The following is a 20696-nucleotide window of genomic DNA, read 5'->3' as shown; positions in this document are numbered from 1 at the left end:
AATATAATAATTATATAGCAAACTAATTATATAGATTATAAAAATAAAGCATGAAAACTATTAACAAAGAAATTTATCAAAATGAATTTATTATTAAAAATTCTAAATTTAAAACAATAGCTACAAATATTAATTCAAAAAAAGAACTAGAAGAATTTTTAAATAAATATTCTGATTTAAATGCTAGTCATAATTGTTATGCTTATGTTATTTATGATCAAAAACTGATTGGTGGTTATTATGATGATCATGAGCCAAAAAATACAGCAGGTAAACCAATTTTTAGTGTAATTAATAAAAATGAATTAGTTAATATTGTAATTTTAGTAACTAGATATTTTGGTGGAATAAAACTAGGAGCTAGTGTATTAAGTAGAACTTATAATAATGCAGCTAGTATGATCTTAAAAAATATTAAGTTTTTAGAAATTAAAACATATTATATTTATCAAATTAGTTTTGATATTAAAAATATTAAATTAGTTAATCATTGAATTAATTTAAATAATTTAGAAATTATTAGCAAAGAATTTAATTTAAATGTAGTTTATAAACTTCAAGCTAATAATAAAATAAGTGAACAAAATTTCTTTAAGATTATTGATTTCAAAATAATTAAAAAGTAGTTTTTATTTTACAATTTCATAAAATTTCTATTTAGTTATAATAGTATAACTTTTTGATTATAGTGATATTATTAAAAAGTAAGGATTGAATAACAATGATTACAAATGAAACCAAACCAATTTTACTAATTGATGGTTATCATTTACTACATAAAGGATATTATGGTACTTTAAAAAGAAAAAAAGTATCTAAAAATAAAGATGGAATTATTATTAATGCCATTTATTCTTTTGTAGCAAATATTTTAAAATTCATTAATTCTAATCAATATCATTCAGTTATAGTTGCTTTTGATGTTGATGATAATTGCTGAAGAAAACAAATATATCCTGAATATAAAGCAAAAAGAAAACCAACTCCAAACGATCTAATACCTCAATTACAAATTGCTAGAGATTTTTTAATTGCATCAAATATTACTTGATATGAAAAATCTAATTATGAAGGTGATGATATTATTGGTTCTATTTGCAAAATAGCTAATAAATTAGGATATGAAGTTCAAATTTTAACAAACGATAAAGATATTTACCAATTAGTAAATCAAAAAACTTCTATAATTACAAATGTTAGTAAAAAAGAAAAAACTAAAATTATTAGAGAAAAAGAAGTTTATGAACATTTTTTATGTAAACCAAATCAAGTAGCTGACATTAAAGCTATTTTAGGAGATCAATCAGATAATATTAAAGGAATTAAATATATAAAAAGAAAACAAGCTGAAGCTTTAATTAATAAGTATGAAAATGTTGAAAATATTTTAGATCATATTAATGAATTAAATGAACCTTTAAAGACTATTATTTCTGAAAACAAACAACTAATTATTGATAATAAAAAGATTACTAAAATATTAATTAATGTTAAGCTAGGAAGAATAAATTTTAAACCAAATAAAGTTACTTATTATAAACTAATTAGATTTTTAAAAGAACAAGAAATGTATGCTTTTATAAGACCTATTAGAAAATATGTAGAAAGAACTAATAAAAAAACAGTGAACAAATAAGTTCACTGTTTTTAGTTATAAGTATTAGGGTAGCAGTCCCAACTAATAAAAATAATTATTTTAAAATGGTAAAAAAAAGATAAGCATACAAAACAAATCTTAACTGCTTATTGTATAAAAATAGATGATAAATGAGTTGTTCTAACAGGTTCTTAAATAAGATTAAATAATAGTCATTTTGATTATTTTAAAAATATGTTCAAATCAATTAAAGAAAAAAGAGATGATTTAACTTCTAAGCAAAAAATAATTAATGGAATATTACAACAAGATCACAAGATCAGGAATTTAGTTCAAGTTCTTATGCTTCAGTTTTTGTTTTAGGTAGATCTAGTAATGGTAAACAAGAATGAAAATCTTGTAATAAAATACCAGACTTGAGTAATTTAAATAGTACAGATAAAGAAATTTTATATAGAATTTGTAAGAATAGAAGAAATGATAAGAATAAAAAAATAATTGCTTATTGTAAAAAAACTAATGAAAATAAATTTGTTGTACTAAAAAACTCAAATATTGAAATGATTGAAGCTAATCACTTTAAAACAAAACTTTTACATATTCATAATTTAAGAAAAGAATGTATAAAAAACAAAATTATATTTGATTATAAACTTTTAGATGATGTTGAATTTAAATCTTTGTCTAGTGCTTCATCTTTTGTTTTAGGTAGATCTAGTAATGGAAATATTGACTGAGAAAGACAATAACATGACATAAAAAAATCAATAAAGTTTCATATATTTTTTTATGCTAATGTATTTTGATAACTCTTTATATGTTGGAATTTAAATAATAAATTACTATTAAAAGATCAGTATGGTTATTAAAAGAGATCGATATTTAAACAAGTTAATTTCAAAAAAATGTAATTAGCAAGTAAAAAATATTACTGGTATTAGAAGATGTAAAAAAATCTATTTATTATTAATTTGCTTAAAAATCGACACTAGATAATGGCATTGGTTGAAATGAAATTATAAAAATGAATTTAAATAATCCATTAAATGGAAAATATTATAACCTATTAGAACTTTATAATTACCTATTAAATAAAACAACTAATAAAGATATTGAAATTATGTATTTGTAAATATCTTGTTTATTAATGAGTATAATTCTAATATCATTTGTTTGATTTATAAAATTTTTAAAATAACTTATTATTGTTTTTTGATTTTTTAAATTATAAAAATATAACTTTTAAGTAAAACGACTTTAGTATATAAAATTATTATTAGATATTTTATAAATTTAAGAGGTGTAAAACTATTATGTTTAATGGAGAAATTGACAAAAAAGGACTTATAAAAAAATTAAAAAAATCTATTCAATCCAAAGAGTTAGCGGCTTTTATTGGTGCTGGAATCTCTGCTGATTCTGGATTTATGACGTGATCAAATCTACTTAAAGAGCCTGCTTCAGATATAGGTCTTAATATTGAAAAAGAGAATGATTTAGTAAATTTAGCCCAGTATTATTCTAATATAAAGCTTAGAAGTTCAATAGATGAACTAATTAAAGAAAATTTTGCAAAAATGAATATACCAACAAAAAACCATATACTACTTGCTCAATTACCAATAACTACATTTTGAACAACTAACTATGATAAATTAATTGAAAAAGGATTGGAAAGTCAAAATAAAAATCCGTTTGTAAAAACTACTGATTAACATTTGCGTATCACAAATGGAAGTTTTGATGCAATAGTATATAAATTGCATGGAGATGTCGATAAACCAGAAGAAGCTGTCATAACTAGAAATGACTATGAAGAATTTGGATATTATAATAGAAAATTTTTCAGACAAGTTCTTGAAGACGACTTATTAACTAAAACATTTATCTTTCTTGGTTTTAGTTTTAACGATCCTAATTTTAATTATGTTATTGCTAGGCTTAGAGTATTGTTGCAAGAATCTAATACAAGATCACACTATTCTATAATGAAACGAGTAAATAAGCAAGAAAATGAAACAGATAAGGATTTTGAATATAGACTTTTAAAACAGAAATTACAAATTCAAGATTTGGCGCGCTATGGGATATCTACTTGTCTTGTTGATGAGTATGATGAAATAACAGAAATTTTACAAACTCTTGTAGACATGTACAAAAGAAAAACAATTTTTATTTCTGGTAGTGCTGATAAATATGATGGTTTTAAAAATGAAAATGATGCCAAATTATTTCTTCATACATTAGCATACAAGTTAGCAGAAAATAACTATCACATAGTTAATGGATATGGTAAAGGAATTGGCGATTTCTTACTTTCTGGAATAACAGAGTTTTGTTTGAAAAATAATAAGAAAATCTCAGATCATTTAACTATAGCTCCATTTCCACAAAATAAAATTTCAAAAGCAAATATAGATGAACTTTATATGAAAAATAGAGAACAAATGATAGAAAAATGTGGTATTGCTATTTTTGTTTTTGGAAATAAAGATAACAATAACGCAGAAGGAATAATAAAAGAATATCAATTAACAAATCAAAAAAAGTTAATTCCAATTCCTATAAAAATTACAGGCGGTAGTGCAAAGCAAATTTTTGATTTAGAATATTCAAATGATATTGATGAAATTAAAAATGCTATTGAGAAAGCAAATAGCGAAACTACAGATAACATAGACAAAATTGTAGAAAATATTCTAGAGTCAATTAATTTATTAAATAATAAGGATCTTAACTAAAATGGCGAGAAAAGTTTTTTCAGCTTTCACTATGATAATGATGTTTGAAGGGTAAATGTAGTTAGAAATAGCTGAGTTATTAGAGGTAAGAAAAAAGCGGGGTTTATAGATAAGGCTGAATTTGAAAAAACCAAACTTGAAAATGAGTTAGCAATTAAAAAATGAATTGATAAACAGTTAATGGGAACTAGTGTTACAGTTGTTCTCATTGGTAGTGAAACATTAAATAGAAAATTTGTACAATATGAAATACAAGAAAGTATAAAGAGAAAAAATGGTATTATCGAAATTAGTATTGGTAGAATAAAAAACCAAAATAGACTTACAAGTATTTCTCAAAGTCCATATACAATAGTGAATGGATATAGGTTTATTGATATCTGTGACGGTTTTTATGATTATGTTCTAGATGATGGCTATTCAAATATGGGGAAATGAATAGAACAAGCAGCAAAAAAGAAAGGAAAATAATTTAGTAAATTATTAATCTCTTGTATTTTATTTTATAGACTCGGTACAAACTATAAATATTATTAACTAATCGTTTTAATATAAATGAGTAAATTTAAGATTTATTCTTTTATATTTTTTGTTGTATTGAGTATATATGCCCATTTCTTTTAGTTAAATCAAACATTGATATAAATGATATTTGTGTATTGCAATATTTAGGATTAGAAGTAATTATAATTCTATTAGAGCTATCTCTATTAAATATTTTTTTAAATAGTCCTGTTCTTGATTATAAGTATATTTTTATAAATGTTATATTGAAGAATCGTTTTTACTATACAATTGAATTAAATTTGTAATGGATTAAAAAATACTATTTGTAAATTAGGTCGGAATCCCAACCTAATTTTCTATAACTTACATTGTTTATTTGCAAAAAATGTTTATATTAAATTTTTTTACATGTAAAAACATAATTTTGTAAATTAACCTTTTTTATTATAAATATTTGAAATGTACTTAATTAATTATTATTTTCATATAAAAGAGTAAACTTTTTTAATAATAAAAAAACATAAAATTCTTCATCAAAAACAAAAACAAAAAAATTAAAAAAAATTAATTCAATGATTAAAGAACTTGAACAATTATAAAAAAAGATATCTATAGTTTAAAATAGATATCTTTTTTGATGTTTAGGATCAATTGAATTAGTTATCCAGTACTTTTTTATATAAAGAATAATAAGATTGAAAATTAAGTATCTACTTATTTGTATCATTTTTATAAATATAGAACCAATTCCTGTAATTCTTGTAATTATTTTTACAAGTCCATTCTACATCTAATTTATAATTTGTTTCATTTCAAATAAAGTCCTTCGTTTAATATTGATAACTATCTAAAAAAATTTAAGGTAATTTTACTCTCTTATTCAAGTTTTTATTTTTCTTCTATAAAACTGATTTATATTGATTAATGGTAATTAGAGAGTTTAGGATAGAAAATAATATTGTTATTTTCTTTTGTTCTCCAATACTAAAAAAAGACTTAATGACTAAAATTTAGCTTTTATTAGAACAAATCTTTAAACTCTTATTAGCTAATAATTGTGTTTCATTAATAATTTTTATATGATGTATATCATCACCAACTTTTTAACATTAAGTCAAGAAGATATAATTTAATATAAAATTACATTAATTGTCTTTTATTTTTAGTATGCTTTTTGTTATACATGTGCATATAATTTATTAATTGAAAGCATGTAACTATCGTTTTTTAAGAATAATATTTTTTACCTATGATTCTTACAATTATAAGTGTATTTTTATAAGTGAAATATTTAAAAATCATTTTTAACTACAAAATTAAATCAAAATTGTAATAGATAAAAATAATTAGGTTAGAATTCCGACCTAATATTTTATGGATAGTTTTTTATTATAATTATTCCATTTATTTAAGCTTGAAGAAACTGTGAATTCGGTCTTTAATTTATGTTTCTTTTTAAATTTAAAAAAATAAAACCTGCTTCACTTTTATGAGCAACGCTAGTCTAATTATTAATAAATTCTTATGTTATAGAGTCTAAACCTTTGATTATTGTAATTTTATATTAGTAAATCTGATAATAATATGAATTTATAAAAACTCTGGAATATCTTTTTATAATTTCTTTTCTCCTTTACGTCTTTTTAATATTGAAAAAGTTGTTCCAATAATTGAACAGATCCCTACAGTTCCTCCAAGTGAACTTACAATTATTGTTGCTAGATTAGATTTTTCTGTTTTATCGATGGTAGGTTCTCCAAAACTTGTTTCCTAAAAAAATTGAAATATATTATTTCTAAACTTATATCTTTCATTTGGTCAACTTCCTGCTGGAAAATTTATACTTAATGATTGTCTTAAAATATCTCCAAGTTTTTTAGGTTGGAAGGGTGGGAAATTTGGTAATTTAACTTTATTTTTATCAGCAAAAAAATCAAAATATTCTACTTGTTCAACATTTAAACGTGACATATTTTATGAGGTTTTTTTATATTATTTAGTTTTATTTTTGTGTTAATTTATTATATTCAACTGCAATCTGAGAAGCAATTTTAGCATTATTATAAACTAATTGAATGTTTGCTTGCAAACTTTCTCCTTTAGTTAATTCTAAAATTCTAGCAAGTAAAAATGGTGTAGTTTTTTTACCAGTAATGTGTGCTTTTTTAGCATCTTCTAATGCTTTGTTTACTTCTTTAATAATGTAGTTATATTCTAAACTATATTGTTCAGGGATTGGGTTTGTTAAAACAATTCCACCATTAGTAAACTCTCATTTTGATTGCATAATATTTGCAACTTCATTTACAGTTTTTACATTATAAGCGACATCAACTTCACTAGTATTTGAATAAAAGCCAGGAAGTTTGTCAGTATTAAATCCTAAAACTTCTACTCCTTTAGTTTCTAAATATTCACTAGTTAAGTTTAAATCTAGAATTAATTTAGCTCCAGCACAAACTACTAAAATGTTATTATCTGCCAGTTCATCAAGATCTCTTGAAATATCCATTGTAATTTCAGCTTCACGGTGAACTCCACCAATTCCACCAGTTGCAAAAACATTAATACCTACTTTTTTAGCAACTAAAATAGTACCACTTACTGTTGTTCCTCCACTTTTTTTATTAGCTAATACATAACCAAAATCTCTTTTACTTGTTTTGATTACATCTTTTAATTGTGCTAATTGTTCAATTTGTTCTTGTTCTAAACCAACGTGAATAACTCCATTTATTATTGCAATAGTTGCAGGAGTTGAACCATTATCTCTAACTATTTGTTCAACATTTTTAGCCATTTCAACATTTTTAGGATAAGGCATTCCATGAGTTATAATTGTTGATTCTAAAGCAACAACTGGTTTATTATTTTTTAAAGCAGTTTCTACTTCTTTACTGTAAACTATTTTCATATTATTTAATCTCCTTATACTCTTTTAATATTATATCTTTAGTTAGAATTTCACTTACTGTATTTTTAGATAGTAATGCATATTTACTAAAAATAAAAGCTGTTTTTAACATATCTAGTTTGTTAATTAAACTATAAATTATTCCAGCACAAAATGCATCACCAGCTCCTGAAGCAGAAACGATATTTTCTATTTGATTATTATAGATTTGTATTTGTTTGTTTTTAGATTTATAAACTGATCCATTTTTACTATCAGTTATAACCACTGATTTAACATTATGATCAATAACTTTTTCTGCTAGTGTTGTTAAGTTATTTTCATCTGTATTTAATAAGCTTTGGATTTCTTTTTTATTTGCTTTTAAAAGTGAAATATTATTTAAAATAGATTTAAATTTCATAATTTTACTACAAGATACACCTTCACCTATTATGAATTTATCTTTATATTTATTAGTAAAATCTATAATAAATTGTTCAGATAAATTAGCATCTAAACAAATAATTTCAGATTCATTAATTATATTTTGTAAATGGTCAATATCAGATAATTGTAAAGATTGAATAATTTCTGTATCACTTATTGCTAATTGCATATCATTTTCTTTATTTAGTATAGCTATATATTTACCTGTTTTATATTCTTTTTTAGTTATTAAAAAATATTTTAAAGACAATGAATTTAATTGGTTTTTAATTCATTGTCCTTCTAAATCATCACCAACACAAGAAATAAAACCAACATCAATATCAGTTTTTAATAAATTAACAGCTATATTTTGACCAACTCCACCTACAACACTAAAGAAAGATGAAATATTTGAATCGTTTAATTTCATATCATTTTGTAATTGTGCATATAAATCATAATTAACTCCACCAATAACTAAAACTTTCATTATTCCTCCAATAAATATTAATAATTATTTTAATTATAAAATACAGTAAAATAGGTTTTAAACATTTATATAGTTCTGGAATATGAATTTATAAAAACAAGTTAAAAAAATACTGGGAGCCCCCATATATTTTTTTAAAATATCAAAAATCTTTTTATGAATAAAAACACTGGAATTCCATATAAATTTTTTTTGTGCCACAAATTTGAATAGCCTTATATATGTTAGAATTTAGATAACAAGTTAATAAAGGATTAATATGGTTATTAAAAGAGATCAATATTTAGATAAGTTAATTTCAAAAAGACATAATGGTAGAGTAAAAATCATTACTGGTATTAGAAGGTGTGGAAAATCATACTTATTATTTAATTTATTTAAAGATCATTTATTAGACAATGGTGTTGATCAGAGCCAAATTATAACAATGAATTTGGATGATCCATTAAACGCAAAATATCACAACCCACTAGAACTTTATAATTACTTTTTAAATAAAACCACTAATAAAGATATTCAATATTATGTATTTATAGATGAAATTCAAAACTGTCAGGCAATTAAGAATCCTTATTTTAAAGAAGATAGTAAACTAATTGTTTTTACAGGTGTATTAATTGGATTAATGTTACATGATAATATTGATATTTATGTAACTAGTAGTAATTCAAAAATGTTATCAAGTGAAATTGTTACTGAATTTAGAGACAGAGGAGATGAAATCAAAGTTTATCCACTTACTTTTAAAGAAATTTATGAAAGCAAACAAGTTAAAGACTTTGATTTAAAAACTTATTTTATTTATGGCGGGATGCCTTTTTTTTATAAAATTGATTCAACTAATGAAAGAGCAATATATTTAAAAAATTTATTTAAAACTACTTATATTAGAGATATTTTAGAAAGATATAATGTTAATAATGATCAATTAATATTGACACCGCCACTAAAAATTTTATTTCATCTAATATAGGTTCTTTAACAAATCCTTTAAAATTAGCAGATAGGTTTTTATTAGAACAAAAAACAAAAATTAGTTCTAATACTATTTCAAAATATATTAAATATTTTGAAGAATCATTTATTATAAGTAAAGCAAAAAGATATGATGTTAAAGGTGCTAAGTATTTTACTACGCCTTTAAAATACTATTTTACTGATATTGGTTTAAGAAATGCGTGATTAAATTTTAGTGAGTTAGATCGTAGTCATATATTAGAAAATATTGTTTATAATGAATTAAAAATTAGAGGTTTTAATGTTGATGTAGGTTATCTTTTATATGATCAAAAATCTAGTGACTCAAGAAATATTCATAATTTAGAAATAGATTTTATAGCTAATCTAATTGATCTTAAATATTATATTCAAGTAGCTTTAAACATTGATGAACCTGATAAAAAAGAACAAGAAATCAGACCTTTATTAAAAGTGAACGACAATTATAAAAAGATTGTCATAGTTTATGATGATATTTTTGAACACTATGATAATAATGGTATTTTATATATTGGATTAAAAAAATTCTTACTAAATCCTGAAGCATTGAACTTATAGAACTACATTTGGTAGTTTTTTTAATGTTTAGAATCATCATTCTAGTTATGTATCGACGATTTGGTGTAAAAAAAGTCGGAATTCCGACTAAATTTTCTATAAGAGCTTATAAAATAATTATTTTATGAAGAAAAACACCGGAATTCCATATAAATTTTTTGTAGAAAGATTTGATATTGTGTATTTTGTACATTGATCTAAAAATTCTTACTAAATCCTGAAGCATTGAACTTATAGAACTGCTTTTAGCAGTCCCTTCTTTTTAATATAAAAAAGATGCGTATTTTCATTACTTTCCAATAAACTTTTTAAAATTAAGGGCAAAATTACCTTTTTTGTTAAAAAGTTAAACAAATTATTTATTAATAACTATTTTAGTTTTAATCTTAAAGTATAAAAATATAGTTTAAAATAAGTACAATATTTAAATATGGTTAAATACTTTAGTTGTTAATTTATATGTTTATAGTGCAATAGTAATAATTTGATCTTTTTCTACTTGTTTAGAAAGTAAGTAATTATAAAATAATTTGAAAAGTATATATGATTTACCCGATCTTCTTATCCCTGTAATAATTTTTACTTTTTTATTGTTCATTTTTTCTATAAGCATATTTAAATAAAAATCTCTTTTTATTTCCATAAACACCTCTTCAGAGTTTCTTTCTATTGTTTTTCAATAAACTTTTTAAAATTAACGGCAAAATTACCTTTTTTGTTAAATTTTAGTCTAGAAAGTGTAATAAATCTTGTAAAAAATCAACATCATTTTTAAAAATACTAATCATAAAACTATTATTTTATAGCTCAAATTTATAAAAAATATTATAACTTGCTACTTTCTGATAAACTTTTTAAAATTAACGGCAAAATTACCCTTTTTGTTAAAAAGTTAAACAAATTATTTATTAATAATTAATTTAGATAAAAATATAGTTCTAAATAAGTACAATAATATAGGTGAATATCTGAATTTTATATTATTAGTGGAGCTGTTATGAGTTATTATTATAGACATAATTTTAGTTTTAGTTATCATGGCTTGCAAAGAGCTAAAGAAAGGCTTAAACTAAAAGGTAAAAAAGATTATGAAGTAAAAGAAATCTGTTTAGAACATATTAGAAATTCAACTAAAAGTTTTATGTCAGGTAACGAAATTTATATTTCAGCTTCTAATACTAATATCTTTTTTGTAGTTAATAAACAAAATAACTTAATTATAACAGTAACTGAAATTTCAGCTGAAAAACAGCTTAGAATGCATGGTGTATAAAATGATAATTGGTATTTATGGAAAAATTGGATCTGGTAAAACTTATATTTCAAATAAATTTATAAATTTTCATCCTGAATTTAAAATAATTAATGCAGATGATGTAAGTAAAAAAATATTAGAAAATCAAGAAATTAAATCTAAATTATTTGAAATTGATAATAACATCATTAGAGATGATAAAGTAGATAAAAAATATTTAAGAAAAACACTATTTACAAATAAAAAATTAAAGCAACAAGTTGATAGTTTATTATGACCACTAATTAGTAAACAAATCCAAAAAGAAATCAAAAACAATCCAAATACTAATTACATTATTGAAGCTGCTTTATTATTTGAATTAAACTTAACTAATTTAGATTTAATTGTTAAAGTTAAATCTAGTTTATTAAAATCTATTTTTAGAGTTTTAAAAAGAGATAAAACTAATATAAGAGATATTTTAAGAATTAGAAGAAGTCAAAATAAATCAATTAAAAGAAAAAAACCCGATTTAGCTATTAGTGATTTTTATCAATTAGAGTTTTATATACAAAAAAATAGGTTATTAGAATAACCTATTTTTTTAATTCTTTTCAAGCTATATTTACTAGTTGATTAATTTGTTCTTCTTTTCAGATTTTATAATTATTTTCTTTTTTAATAGTATAAGCTAAATATTCAATGTTTTGTTTTTTATTTCCTAAAATTGGAGAATAATCTAAATTAATTACATCAAAACTGTTGTTATTTGCATAACTAATTACTTTTCAAATTGCTTGTTTATGATCTAATTTAGAATTAATTCTTCCATTTTTAATATTTTGTGGTTGAGATTCAAATTGAGGTTTTATTAAAAATACTCCAATTGTATTAAATTCAACTATATCTTTTAAAGGTATAAAAATTTTTTCTAAAGAAATAAAACTTACATCACAACAAATAAAATTAATATTTTCTAAAAATTCTTGTTTTTTAGCGTTTTTAAAATTATATTGACTCATATTAATAACTTTTTTGTTATTTAAAAGTGATGGATGTAATTGATCTGTTCCAACATCAACTGCATAAACTAATTTAGCATTATTTTCTAAACAACATTGAGTAAACCCACCAGTTGAAGCTCCGATGTCTAAACAAACTTTATTAGTCAGATCGATATTTCATTTATTTATAGCTTTTTCTAGTTTTTCATAAGCTCTTGAAACATATTCTAATTTTGTTGTTCTAATTTCAACAACATCATTATTATCAACTAAAAAACTAGGTTTTATAATATTTATATTATTAACATAAACATCCCTTTTGTTAACAATATGTTCTTTTGCTTTACTTCTTGATTGTGTTAAATTGTTTTTATAAATATATTCATCTAATCTTAATTTCATTAGTCTTTAAATTCTTCTAACTCATCATCTTGCATTACTTTATTAATTTGACCTTTATATTGAGTTAATTTTTCTTTTGCTAGTTTAATTTTTTTAATGTTTTGTTCAAAAATTTCCATAGCTTGTTCAACTGAAATTTCATTACTTGATAGTTTTTTAGTATCTTCTTTAATTTCAGAAATTAGTTCATCATAACTCTTATTTTCATTATTCATTAATCTTTACCTCTTTTATAGTTACTACTAGTTTACTATCAGATAGAAAAACTTTTAGATCTTCATTTATTTTTACTTGTTTGTATGATGTTATTTTTTGATCATTTAAATTAGTAATTATACTAAAACCATTTTTTAAAGGTTTTAAAGGGTTTAGTAAATTAACTTGCTTTTCAAGTGAAATAAAACTTAATTCTTCAAATTTTATTTTTTGGCTAATTAAACCTTTAAAACTAAATATTGCAAAATTAAAATCAGTAATTTGTTTTTTTAAATAATCAGATATTTTTTGCTTACTTATACTTAAATAACTATTAATTTCTTTATTTTGTAAAATTATAATTTTTTTAATTGATTCAAAAACAAAATGCTTATTATCATCTAATTTATCAATTAATGAAGTTATTTTATTTTTAACTAAGTTTGGATTATAAATACTTAATTGTTTAAGTTCTAAATATTGATTAGATAAATAATTATTTATAAATTTAATTTGATTTTCTTTAAAATTAATTAACTTTTGATTGGTTAATTTTAATTTATTTCATATTAAAGTTTTACTTGTTTGATAATAATGTTTTAATCTATTTTTAATTTCATTAATATCTTTACTTACAAGTTCTCCTGCAGCAGTAGGAGTTGCTGCTCTAATGTCAGCTACAAAATCTGATAGAACAACATCAGGTTCATGACCTACAGCACTAATTATAGGAATTTTACTATCTTTAATCGCTTGTAATAGCACAAGTTCGTTAAAAGCTCAAAGATCTTCATAACTTCCTCCGCCTCTTCCAACTATTAAAACATCTAATTTAACTTTAAAATCATTAGCTTGTTTTATTTTATTTGCAATATCTATTTCAGATTGAGCACCTTGAACTTGAGCTGGAAATAAATAAATATTAATTAAAGGTAGTCTTCTATGAATTGTTGTAATTAAGTCATGAATTGCAGCTCCAGAACTAGCTGTAATAATTCCAACATTTTTTATAAATTCAGGAAGTGATTTTTTTAGACTTTGATCAAATCATCCTGCTTGTTTTAGATCTTTATATCTTTGTTCATAAATTTTTTGTAGATCACCAATGCCATAAATTTGAATATCTTTTACTTCAAAACTAACTCTTCCTGTTGGTATATAATAAGTTAATCTTCCATGACAAATTATTTGCATACCATCTTCTAAATTCAAAGATTCTAATTTTTGTGTATTAGATTTTCACATCATACAATTAATTGCAGCATTTTGATCTTTTATTGAAAAATATACATGTCCTGATTTATTAAAAGTTAAATTAGACAATTCACCTTTTACATAAATATTTTTAAAATAATCTGGTTCTTCTATAAAAGTTTTTAAGCTTTCATTTAGCTGCTGAACTGATAAAATCGTTTTCATTTTATTTAATTATTTTATCTAATACTGCATTAACAAACTTGTAATCAAAATCAGGTTCAATTTCTTTTACATAATTAACCATTTCATTAATAGTAACTGGTTTTGGAATATCTGTATATAAAATTTCATATGTTCCAACTATCAAAATAGCTCTAATAACAGCAGGAATTCTATCTCATTTTCAATTTAAAGAAATATTTATGTTTATATGATTAATAAGATCAACTTGCTTTTCAGCAATAAGATTAATTTCAAAAAGTAATTTTTTATTATTGAAATTTTGAACATCATCTAATACATCTTGATAAATATAATCTATACTAGCATTTAATAATTGATATTTATAAAAGGCTTGGATCAGTAGTTTTCTTTTTTTAGAAAAACTTATTTTAGTTTCCATATTTTCTCCTTTTATCTAGTGGTAGCTGAACTTGTAGTAGTTGATGAAGATGATGAATTTGTTGGTGAAGATTTGATTATTTTTGTAATTATTTTTTTATCATTACTATTGTTTTTAATATCATCTTTATCAAATTCAAAATCCTTAAAAACATCTATAAAGTCTATTTTGTTAAATTCTGATGAAAATACTTTTGATAATCTTGTGTATAAATCGTCTTTTTTATTTTTAGTTATATATTCATAAATTTGCTTGCTTCTAGTTTTATATGAAAAATTAGGATTTGTTAAAACTACACCAGACTCAGAATTAAAATATTTAACTGCATTAGCTAAATATGATGATAGATCTTTTATTATATTGTTAAAAAATTCAGTTTCTTTTAAACTATTGTTCTTTTGAACAGTATTTTCTTTAGAATTGTTTAAAAGGTTAGGAATAAGATAAAAATATTTTCTTAAAACTTCAACAATGCTTTTTTGATTTGCTAACTTAAGATTTTCTGGTTTTTCTAAGTGTTTTAAATAAAGAACACCATCTTTTACAATTTGATTATTGCTATTAATCTCAGATAATAATTCAACTTCTAGTTTTTCACTTTCTTTATTATTATCTTTAAATACTAAAAATATAGTTTTAAGATCTTTTTCTAATTTATCAACTGTTTCTTTTTTAATTTCTTCATATCCTAAAACATTTATAGCAGTAGGTTCAACTTTTTTATAAAAAGTCATTCTAACTTTTTTTAAACTCTCTCAAGCTTGTTGTTTGTTTTTAGTAAAGCTATCAGCAGCTAAAGCTTTTAGTCTATTGGTTGCATAGTTTTTATGATTAGTTTGAGCCCCACTTGTAATTGTTTCACTATTATTTACTCCATTTGTTGTTGTAGTCTCACTAATTATTTCCTTTAGTTCGTTTCTACTTATAAACGCTTGATTGTTTTTAAAGGCTTTAACATTTTTTATTGATGTTATGTCAGAAAAACTATTATTAATTTGAACTTTTGGTGAACAACTTATAGCAAATAAACTAGGACTAATAACTAATGAAAAACCTGTTATTATTGATAGTAATTTCTTCATATAATTCCTTTCTAATTAAATTAGAACTATAACCTATTTGTAAATGTTTTATTTAATAAATCTTCAATTTCTATTTTATAAGGAGCTTTTTTGTCTATATAAGGTGTTTCTAATATTTTTGAAATATTAGAAAAATCTTTATCAAAAACCACGTTAACTAATGTATCAAAACCAACATAACCATAACCAATATTTGCATGTCTATCTTTATGTGAGCTAATCATATTTTTTGAATCATTTAAGTGAATACATAAAACTTTATCTAAACTAAAATTTTGTTTGATTTGTTCTTTAAACTCAGTTCATTTACTTAAATCATAACCAGCATCATGTAAGTGACAAGTATCTAAACAAACTCCAACCTTATCTTTATTTTTAACATTATCTAAAATGTATTTAAAATCTTCTAATCTAGAACAAACTTCAGTACCTTTACCACTCATAGTTTCTAAAGCAATTTTTACATTAACTTGATAATTACTTACTATATCTAAAGCTTTAATGATTTGATTTAATGAATCTTTATAATTTCCAGTAGTATGAGAACCAGGGTGTAATACTAAAGTTGGTATTTTAATTTCTTCACATCTTTTAATTTCTTGAATTAAAAAATCTACAGCAAATTTTCACTTGTTTTGATCAACACTATTTGCAATATTAATAATATAAGGAGAATGTACTAATAGATCTTTTGCATCAATTTTATAACTATTCATTAATTCATGCATTTGATTAATATATAAATGATTAGTATTAGTTCTTAGTGTGCTTTGTGGAGGACCTGTAAAGATCATAAAAGTATTTGCTTTATAACTAATAGCTTCATTAACACTTCCAACTAAATAATTATTTTGTTTATTCATACTAACATGACAACCTAGTAAAATTTTATCCATTATATTTCTCCAATCTTTTTAAACACTTTTTTTTGTCATTATTTAATAATGTTTTTAATTGCTCTAAACTATTTATTTTTTGATTGTCTCTTATATAATCTAGTAATTCAAAAGTAATTTTACTATTGTAAATATCATTACTAAAGTTAAATATATAAGTTTCAAAAACTTTTAAATTATTTCTATTTATTCAATGATCACCCATACCAAATTGTATATTTTTATCATCTATTATTACTTTTACTAAATAAACACCATTTTTAATTACTAAACTGTCATTAGTTAAAATGTTTGCTGTTGGAAAATTAATAGTTCTTCCTAAATGATTACAATGAGTTACAATTCCACTAAATGTATAATTAAAACCCGCTATGCTATAAAAACTACTTATATCAGCATTAATTAAAGCTTGTTTTGCATTATTAATATCTGTTAAATCATCTTCTATATAAGTATTAGGAAAAATATTTTCAATATTATTCATTTTTTTAAAACTTTTTGTAATATAAACTTTTGTGAATTGATATTTATTAATTAATCGAGTAAAATCTCAATTATTTAAATCAATAAACTGATATTTTTGATCTTTAAATATTTTTAATTGATAATCTGAACAAATATAATCAAAATCATTTTTATTTAAACTATATCCAAAAATAATTAGTTGATTTTTATTAAATTTATTTAAAAGTTTAGCAGTTAAATACTTAAAATCACAAAACAAAGCGATAAACTGACTATTCATTTTTTATCTCCTATTTATAATTTTAAAGTATAAAATAAAAAAGACTTAAAAGTCTTTTTTTGTGTTATCAAAAATGGTGCCTGATGTGGGAATCGAACCCACAACCCACTGATTAAGAGTCAGTTGCTCTGCCAGTTGCGCTAATCAGACATATAACTAAATTATATAATACATTTTTAAAATATAATTTTAATTAAAAACAATTAGTTTTGTTTTTATACTAATTTATTAGTCAATTTGTTTTTATTTAATTCAGACTTTAAAATGCAAATAGTAAGTAATGTAAAAAAATAATTTAAGATATTTATTTTTTTTAAAAATAAAAAACTTTTTATAAATTGATCTTTTTTTATTATCAAAACCCCTATTTTATGGGATTTTAGAACTATTAAGTTTTTCTTGTTTTTTTTTTTTTTTTTTTAGCGTAGAGAATTTTGAAAATAAAACTAAAAAAATTAGTATTGATTTTTTAAAAAATATATTGTAAATCAATTAAAATTATTTTTGTAGTTGTATAGACCAGAGACAAAAAAGAAATGAGAATAAATATATGAAAAAGAATTCAAGCGTTTATAGTTTGATTATTGGTTTTTGAACAATATGTAATTGTCTTATTATTGCTTCTGTAGCAACTAGTTCAGTAATGCTTTTTATAAGACAAAGCGATTTAAAGCTATACAATAAGATTCTTATAATAATTGTTTTGTGAATTAACTCGATAATTCTTTCTTATTTTTGATTAAATAGTATTAAAGATTTCGTGTATTCTTTAATTTTTATAATTAGAAAAAAATCAATATTAAAAAAATATGATCCTATAGTTAAATCTGTTTTAACTGAGGAATTTAAAAATAAAAAAGTTGTGTTTTTATATTGTACTTGTGATGATTTTGACCCAAATGCTTTAAAAAAATCTATGTTTCAAGATCATATAAATTATGAAATTGTAATGTTAGATGATAGTACTAAGCTAGAATATATTTCTAAAATAGATGAGTTTAGTAAAAAACATAATATAAAAGTAATAAGAAGAAAAAACAGAGAAGGTTTTAAAGCAGGTAATCTAAATAACTATTTAAAAAATAATGATTATGATTATTTTGTTGTTTTAGATAGTGATGAAATATTACCAAATAACTTTATTTCTGAATCTTTAAAATACTTTCAATATGATCAAAATATTGGTGTTGTACAAGCAGTACATTTAGCTGCAAAGCCAAACAATTTTTACCAATATTTATTAGGATTATCAATCGATAGTAATTCTTTAGTGACTCAAGTAATGAAAAATTTTTATGGTTCAAATTCATTACTAGGACATGGGATGATGATTAGTAAAGAATGTTATAAAAAAACTAATGGATTTCCACATATTGTAGCTGAAGATATTGCTTTTGCTATTGAAGTAAAAGATGCTGGTTATAAAATAGCATATGCTTTTAATATATTTTGTAAAGAAGAATTTCCAAATGATTATATTTCTTTAAAAAAAAGACAGTGCAAGTGAACTCAAGGTAATGTTGAGTATATGAAAAAATATTCTAAAAATATTAAAAAATCATCATATAAATGATATGAAAAATTAGATATTAAATTATCTCACTATTCTTTACCTATTATTCCTATGCTTAGTTTGATACTAATTATCAATACATCATTGTTAGGATTTTTAGAATATAGAATAGATCCATACAGAATCGCTTTATTATCAATGTCTTTATTATTTTTAATATCTCCAGTTATTCCAAATTTCTTTGTTTATGCAAAATCTAAAAAAATCTTTTTTGTAATTCCTTTTTTTATTGCTTCAATTATTAACTACACTAGTCTAACACCTATGATGATAAGAACTGTTATTCTTGGTTTTTTTAATAAAAAAGCAGTGTTTTTAGTAACACCAAAAGATAAAAATAAAATACCACTAAGATATGTGATATTGCATTCAATTGAACCATTGATATTTTCATTTTGTATATCACTTTTAATTTACTTTTCATGAGGAACGGTTGTACCTACTTTAATAATTACTGTTCCTTTAGCATTAACACCATTTATTATTGTTTTATCTAATTTTAAAATGAATGATAAAGAAGAAAAATTAAGTAAAACTAAAAGGAGCTTTTGACTATGAAAATAAGAAAAGCCATCATTCCTTGTGCTGGATTTGGTACTAGATTTTTACCTTTTACTAAATCACAAGCAAAAGAAATGCTGCCTATAATAGATAAACCTGCTATAGAATTTATTGTTCAAGAAGCAATAAATAGTGGAATTGAAGAAATTTTAATTATAATACGTGCTGGAAAAAATCACATAGTCAACCACTTTAGTAGAAATATTGAATTAGAATACTTTTTAACAGAAAAAAATAAGATAAGTGAATTGCAACTAATAAGTGAAAAATATAATGCAACAATTTATTATCTAATTCAAGAAGAACAACTTGGTTTAGGACACGCTATTTCTTTAGCAAAAGATTTTATAAAAGATGAACCATTTGCTGTGTTGTTAGGTGATGATTTATTTAAATGTAAAACCCCAGCTATTAAACAATTAATAGATATTTATGATAGGTATCATCAAAATGTTCTTGGTACTATTTATATTGATAAACAAAATAGTAAAAAATATGGAATTTGTCAAGGTAATCAAATTTCAGAAGATGTTTATAAAGTTGATTTAGTTGTTGAAAAGCCAGAACCAGAAAATTCTCCAAGTAATATTGCAATTGGTGGTAGATATGTTTTATTACCTGAAATATTTAAATATTTAGATATGAAAATAAAAGATAAAAGTGGTGAAATCCAACTAACTGATTCAATTTTAAAAACAATGGATGAATCTGAATGTTATGCTAAGATAATTGATGGTTCAAGATATGATATTGGAAATAAACTAGGTTATCTTGATGCTATTTTAGATTTTGGTTTAGAAAGAGAAGATTTGAAAGAAGAGTTTTTAGATTTAATAAAAACTAAAGTTGAAAAAACATCATCAAACAACTAGTTATACTAAACTAATTTAGGTGCTTATTTAAGTACCTTTTTTCTTTATTAATATTAATTAGTAATTTAATTAATCATTTTTTACATAAAAAAT

Annotated in this window: 19 protein-coding genes, 1 tRNA gene and 3 pseudogenes; 11 read left to right on the top strand and 12 right to left on the bottom strand. The window is 22.2% G+C overall.

Annotated features, from left to right (window positions below; all coding sequences use genetic code 4):
- Positions 1 to 50 precede the first annotated feature (50 nt).
- The 6 genes and pseudogenes from V2P32_RS00330 to V2P32_RS00305 all read left to right on the top strand — a co-directional run.
- The gene (locus V2P32_RS00330) at positions 51 to 626 is read left to right on the top strand and encodes an IMPACT family protein (protein ID WP_434343641.1); all 576 of its coding nucleotides are present in this window, start codon (positions 51 to 53) and stop codon (positions 624 to 626) included.
- Positions 627 to 721: 95 nt separating this feature from the next.
- Positions 722 to 1636, top strand: a complete 915-nt coding sequence (locus tag V2P32_RS00325) for a 5'-3' exonuclease (protein WP_434343640.1) — start codon at positions 722 to 724, stop codon at positions 1634 to 1636.
- 377 nt (positions 1637 to 2013) lie between these two features.
- Complete coding sequence (locus V2P32_RS00320; RefSeq protein ID WP_434343639.1) at positions 2014 to 2346, top strand: DUF4357 domain-containing protein; 333 nt, start codon at positions 2014 to 2016, stop codon at positions 2344 to 2346.
- A 564-nt stretch (positions 2347 to 2910) separates the two neighbouring features.
- Positions 2911 to 3312, top strand: coding sequence for a hypothetical protein (locus tag V2P32_RS00315; RefSeq protein WP_434343638.1), 402 nt, complete (start codon positions 2911 to 2913; stop codon positions 3310 to 3312).
- A gap of 3 nt (positions 3313 to 3315) precedes the next feature.
- Positions 3316 to 4338, top strand: a complete 1023-nt coding sequence (locus V2P32_RS00310) for an SIR2 family protein (protein WP_434343637.1) — start codon at positions 3316 to 3318, stop codon at positions 4336 to 4338.
- Positions 4339 to 4413: 75 nt separating this feature from the next.
- Positions 4414 to 4809 (top strand): annotated as a pseudogene (locus V2P32_RS00305) (TIR domain-containing protein); the annotation flags it as partial.
- Between the two features lie 1806 nt (positions 4810 to 6615).
- Here the strand turns inward: V2P32_RS00305 and V2P32_RS00300 are convergent.
- From V2P32_RS00300 to V2P32_RS00290, 3 genes are read right to left on the bottom strand one after another with little or no spacing between them, the layout of a single operon-like run.
- Positions 6616 to 6816, bottom strand: coding sequence for a hypothetical protein (locus V2P32_RS00300; RefSeq protein ID WP_434343636.1), 201 nt, complete (start codon positions 6814 to 6816; stop codon positions 6616 to 6618).
- 31 nt (positions 6817 to 6847) lie between these two features.
- Positions 6848 to 7759, bottom strand: a complete 912-nt coding sequence (locus V2P32_RS00295; RefSeq protein WP_434343635.1) for a pseudouridine-5'-phosphate glycosidase — start codon at positions 7757 to 7759, stop codon at positions 6848 to 6850.
- A 1-nt stretch (position 7760) separates the two neighbouring features.
- Entirely contained in the window at positions 7761 to 8660 is a 900-nt protein-coding gene (locus V2P32_RS00290; protein WP_434343634.1) for a PfkB family carbohydrate kinase, read from the bottom strand.
- A gap of 259 nt (positions 8661 to 8919) precedes the next feature.
- Here V2P32_RS00290 and V2P32_RS00285 point away from each other — a divergent pair.
- Positions 8920 to 10217, top strand: a pseudogene (locus V2P32_RS00285) (ATP-binding protein).
- 466 nt (positions 10218 to 10683) lie between these two features.
- On the opposite strand, the pseudogene V2P32_RS00280 reads toward V2P32_RS00285, so the two are convergent.
- Positions 10684 to 10860, bottom strand: a pseudogene (locus V2P32_RS00280) (AAA family ATPase); the annotation flags it as partial.
- 354 nt (positions 10861 to 11214) lie between these two features.
- On the opposite strand from V2P32_RS00280, the gene V2P32_RS00275 reads away from it, so the two are divergent.
- Together V2P32_RS00275 and coaE are read left to right on the top strand one after the other, a co-directional pair.
- A complete protein-coding gene (locus tag V2P32_RS00275; protein ID WP_434343633.1) occupies positions 11215 to 11490 on the top strand; it encodes a hypothetical protein in 276 nt (91 codons plus the stop codon).
- Between the two features lies 1 nt (position 11491).
- Entirely contained in the window at positions 11492 to 12049 is a 558-nt protein-coding gene (gene coaE / locus V2P32_RS00270) for a dephospho-CoA kinase (protein WP_013447415.1), read from the top strand.
- 1 nt (position 12050) lies between these two features.
- Here coaE and V2P32_RS00265 read toward each other — a convergent pair whose 3' ends face one another.
- The 8 genes from V2P32_RS00265 to V2P32_RS00230 all read right to left on the bottom strand — a co-directional run bounded on the left by V2P32_RS00265 (position 12051) and on the right by V2P32_RS00230 (position 17747).
- The gene (locus tag V2P32_RS00265) at positions 12051 to 12860 is read right to left on the bottom strand and encodes a TlyA family RNA methyltransferase (RefSeq protein ID WP_434343632.1); all 810 of its coding nucleotides are present in this window, start codon (positions 12858 to 12860) and stop codon (positions 12051 to 12053) included.
- Positions 12860 to 13075 (bottom strand): exodeoxyribonuclease VII small subunit, encoded by a 216-nt coding sequence (gene xseB / locus V2P32_RS00260; RefSeq protein WP_011386957.1) that lies wholly within the window; start codon positions 13073 to 13075, stop codon positions 12860 to 12862. Before xseB ends, V2P32_RS00265 begins: the two co-directional genes overlap by 1 nt.
- Positions 13068 to 14474: an exodeoxyribonuclease VII large subunit gene (xseA, locus tag V2P32_RS00255; RefSeq protein WP_434343631.1), complete on the bottom strand. Its 1407-nt coding sequence runs from the start codon at positions 14472 to 14474 to the stop codon at positions 13068 to 13070. The genes xseB and xseA overlap by 8 nt, the downstream gene beginning before the upstream one ends.
- 1 nt (position 14475) lies before the next feature.
- Positions 14476 to 14874, bottom strand: a complete 399-nt coding sequence (nusB, locus tag V2P32_RS00250) for a transcription antitermination factor NusB (protein ID WP_434343630.1) — start codon at positions 14872 to 14874, stop codon at positions 14476 to 14478.
- Between the two features lie 11 nt (positions 14875 to 14885).
- Positions 14886 to 15956: a lipoprotein gene (locus tag V2P32_RS00245; protein WP_434343629.1), complete on the bottom strand. Its 1071-nt coding sequence runs from the start codon at positions 15954 to 15956 to the stop codon at positions 14886 to 14888.
- 26 nt (positions 15957 to 15982) lie between these two features.
- On the bottom strand, positions 15983 to 16852 hold the full coding sequence (locus tag V2P32_RS00240) for a deoxyribonuclease IV (protein ID WP_434343628.1): 870 nt from the start codon (positions 16850 to 16852) through the stop codon (positions 15983 to 15985).
- The gene (locus V2P32_RS00235) at positions 16845 to 17597 is read right to left on the bottom strand and encodes a riboflavin kinase (RefSeq protein ID WP_434343627.1); all 753 of its coding nucleotides are present in this window, start codon (positions 17595 to 17597) and stop codon (positions 16845 to 16847) included. Before V2P32_RS00235 ends, V2P32_RS00240 begins: the two co-directional genes overlap by 8 nt.
- A 74-nt stretch (positions 17598 to 17671) precedes the next feature.
- Positions 17672 to 17747: transfer RNA gene (locus tag V2P32_RS00230), tRNA-Lys, on the bottom strand.
- A 400-nt stretch (positions 17748 to 18147) separates the two neighbouring features.
- Between V2P32_RS00230 and V2P32_RS00225 the strand changes: the two genes are divergently transcribed.
- Positions 18148 to 19734: a glycosyltransferase gene (locus tag V2P32_RS00225; RefSeq protein WP_434343626.1), complete on the top strand. Its 1587-nt coding sequence runs from the start codon at positions 18148 to 18150 to the stop codon at positions 19732 to 19734.
- Positions 19725 to 20603, top strand: coding sequence for a UTP--glucose-1-phosphate uridylyltransferase (locus tag V2P32_RS00220; protein ID WP_013447423.1), 879 nt, complete (start codon positions 19725 to 19727; stop codon positions 20601 to 20603). Before V2P32_RS00225 ends, V2P32_RS00220 begins: the two co-directional genes overlap by 10 nt.
- Positions 20604 to 20696: the final 93 nt, after the last annotated feature.

The sequence above is a fragment of the Mycoplasma sp. 06067-C1-B144P-99-0482-3 genome (genome assembly GCF_051053925.1).
In the GTDB taxonomy this organism is placed as follows: Bacteria; Bacillota_I; Bacilli_A; order Mycoplasmatales; family Mycoplasmataceae; genus Mycoplasma; species Mycoplasma leachii.
The sequence above is the reverse complement of the archived record's forward strand: the minus strand, read 5'-3'. Positions and strand labels throughout refer to the sequence as shown.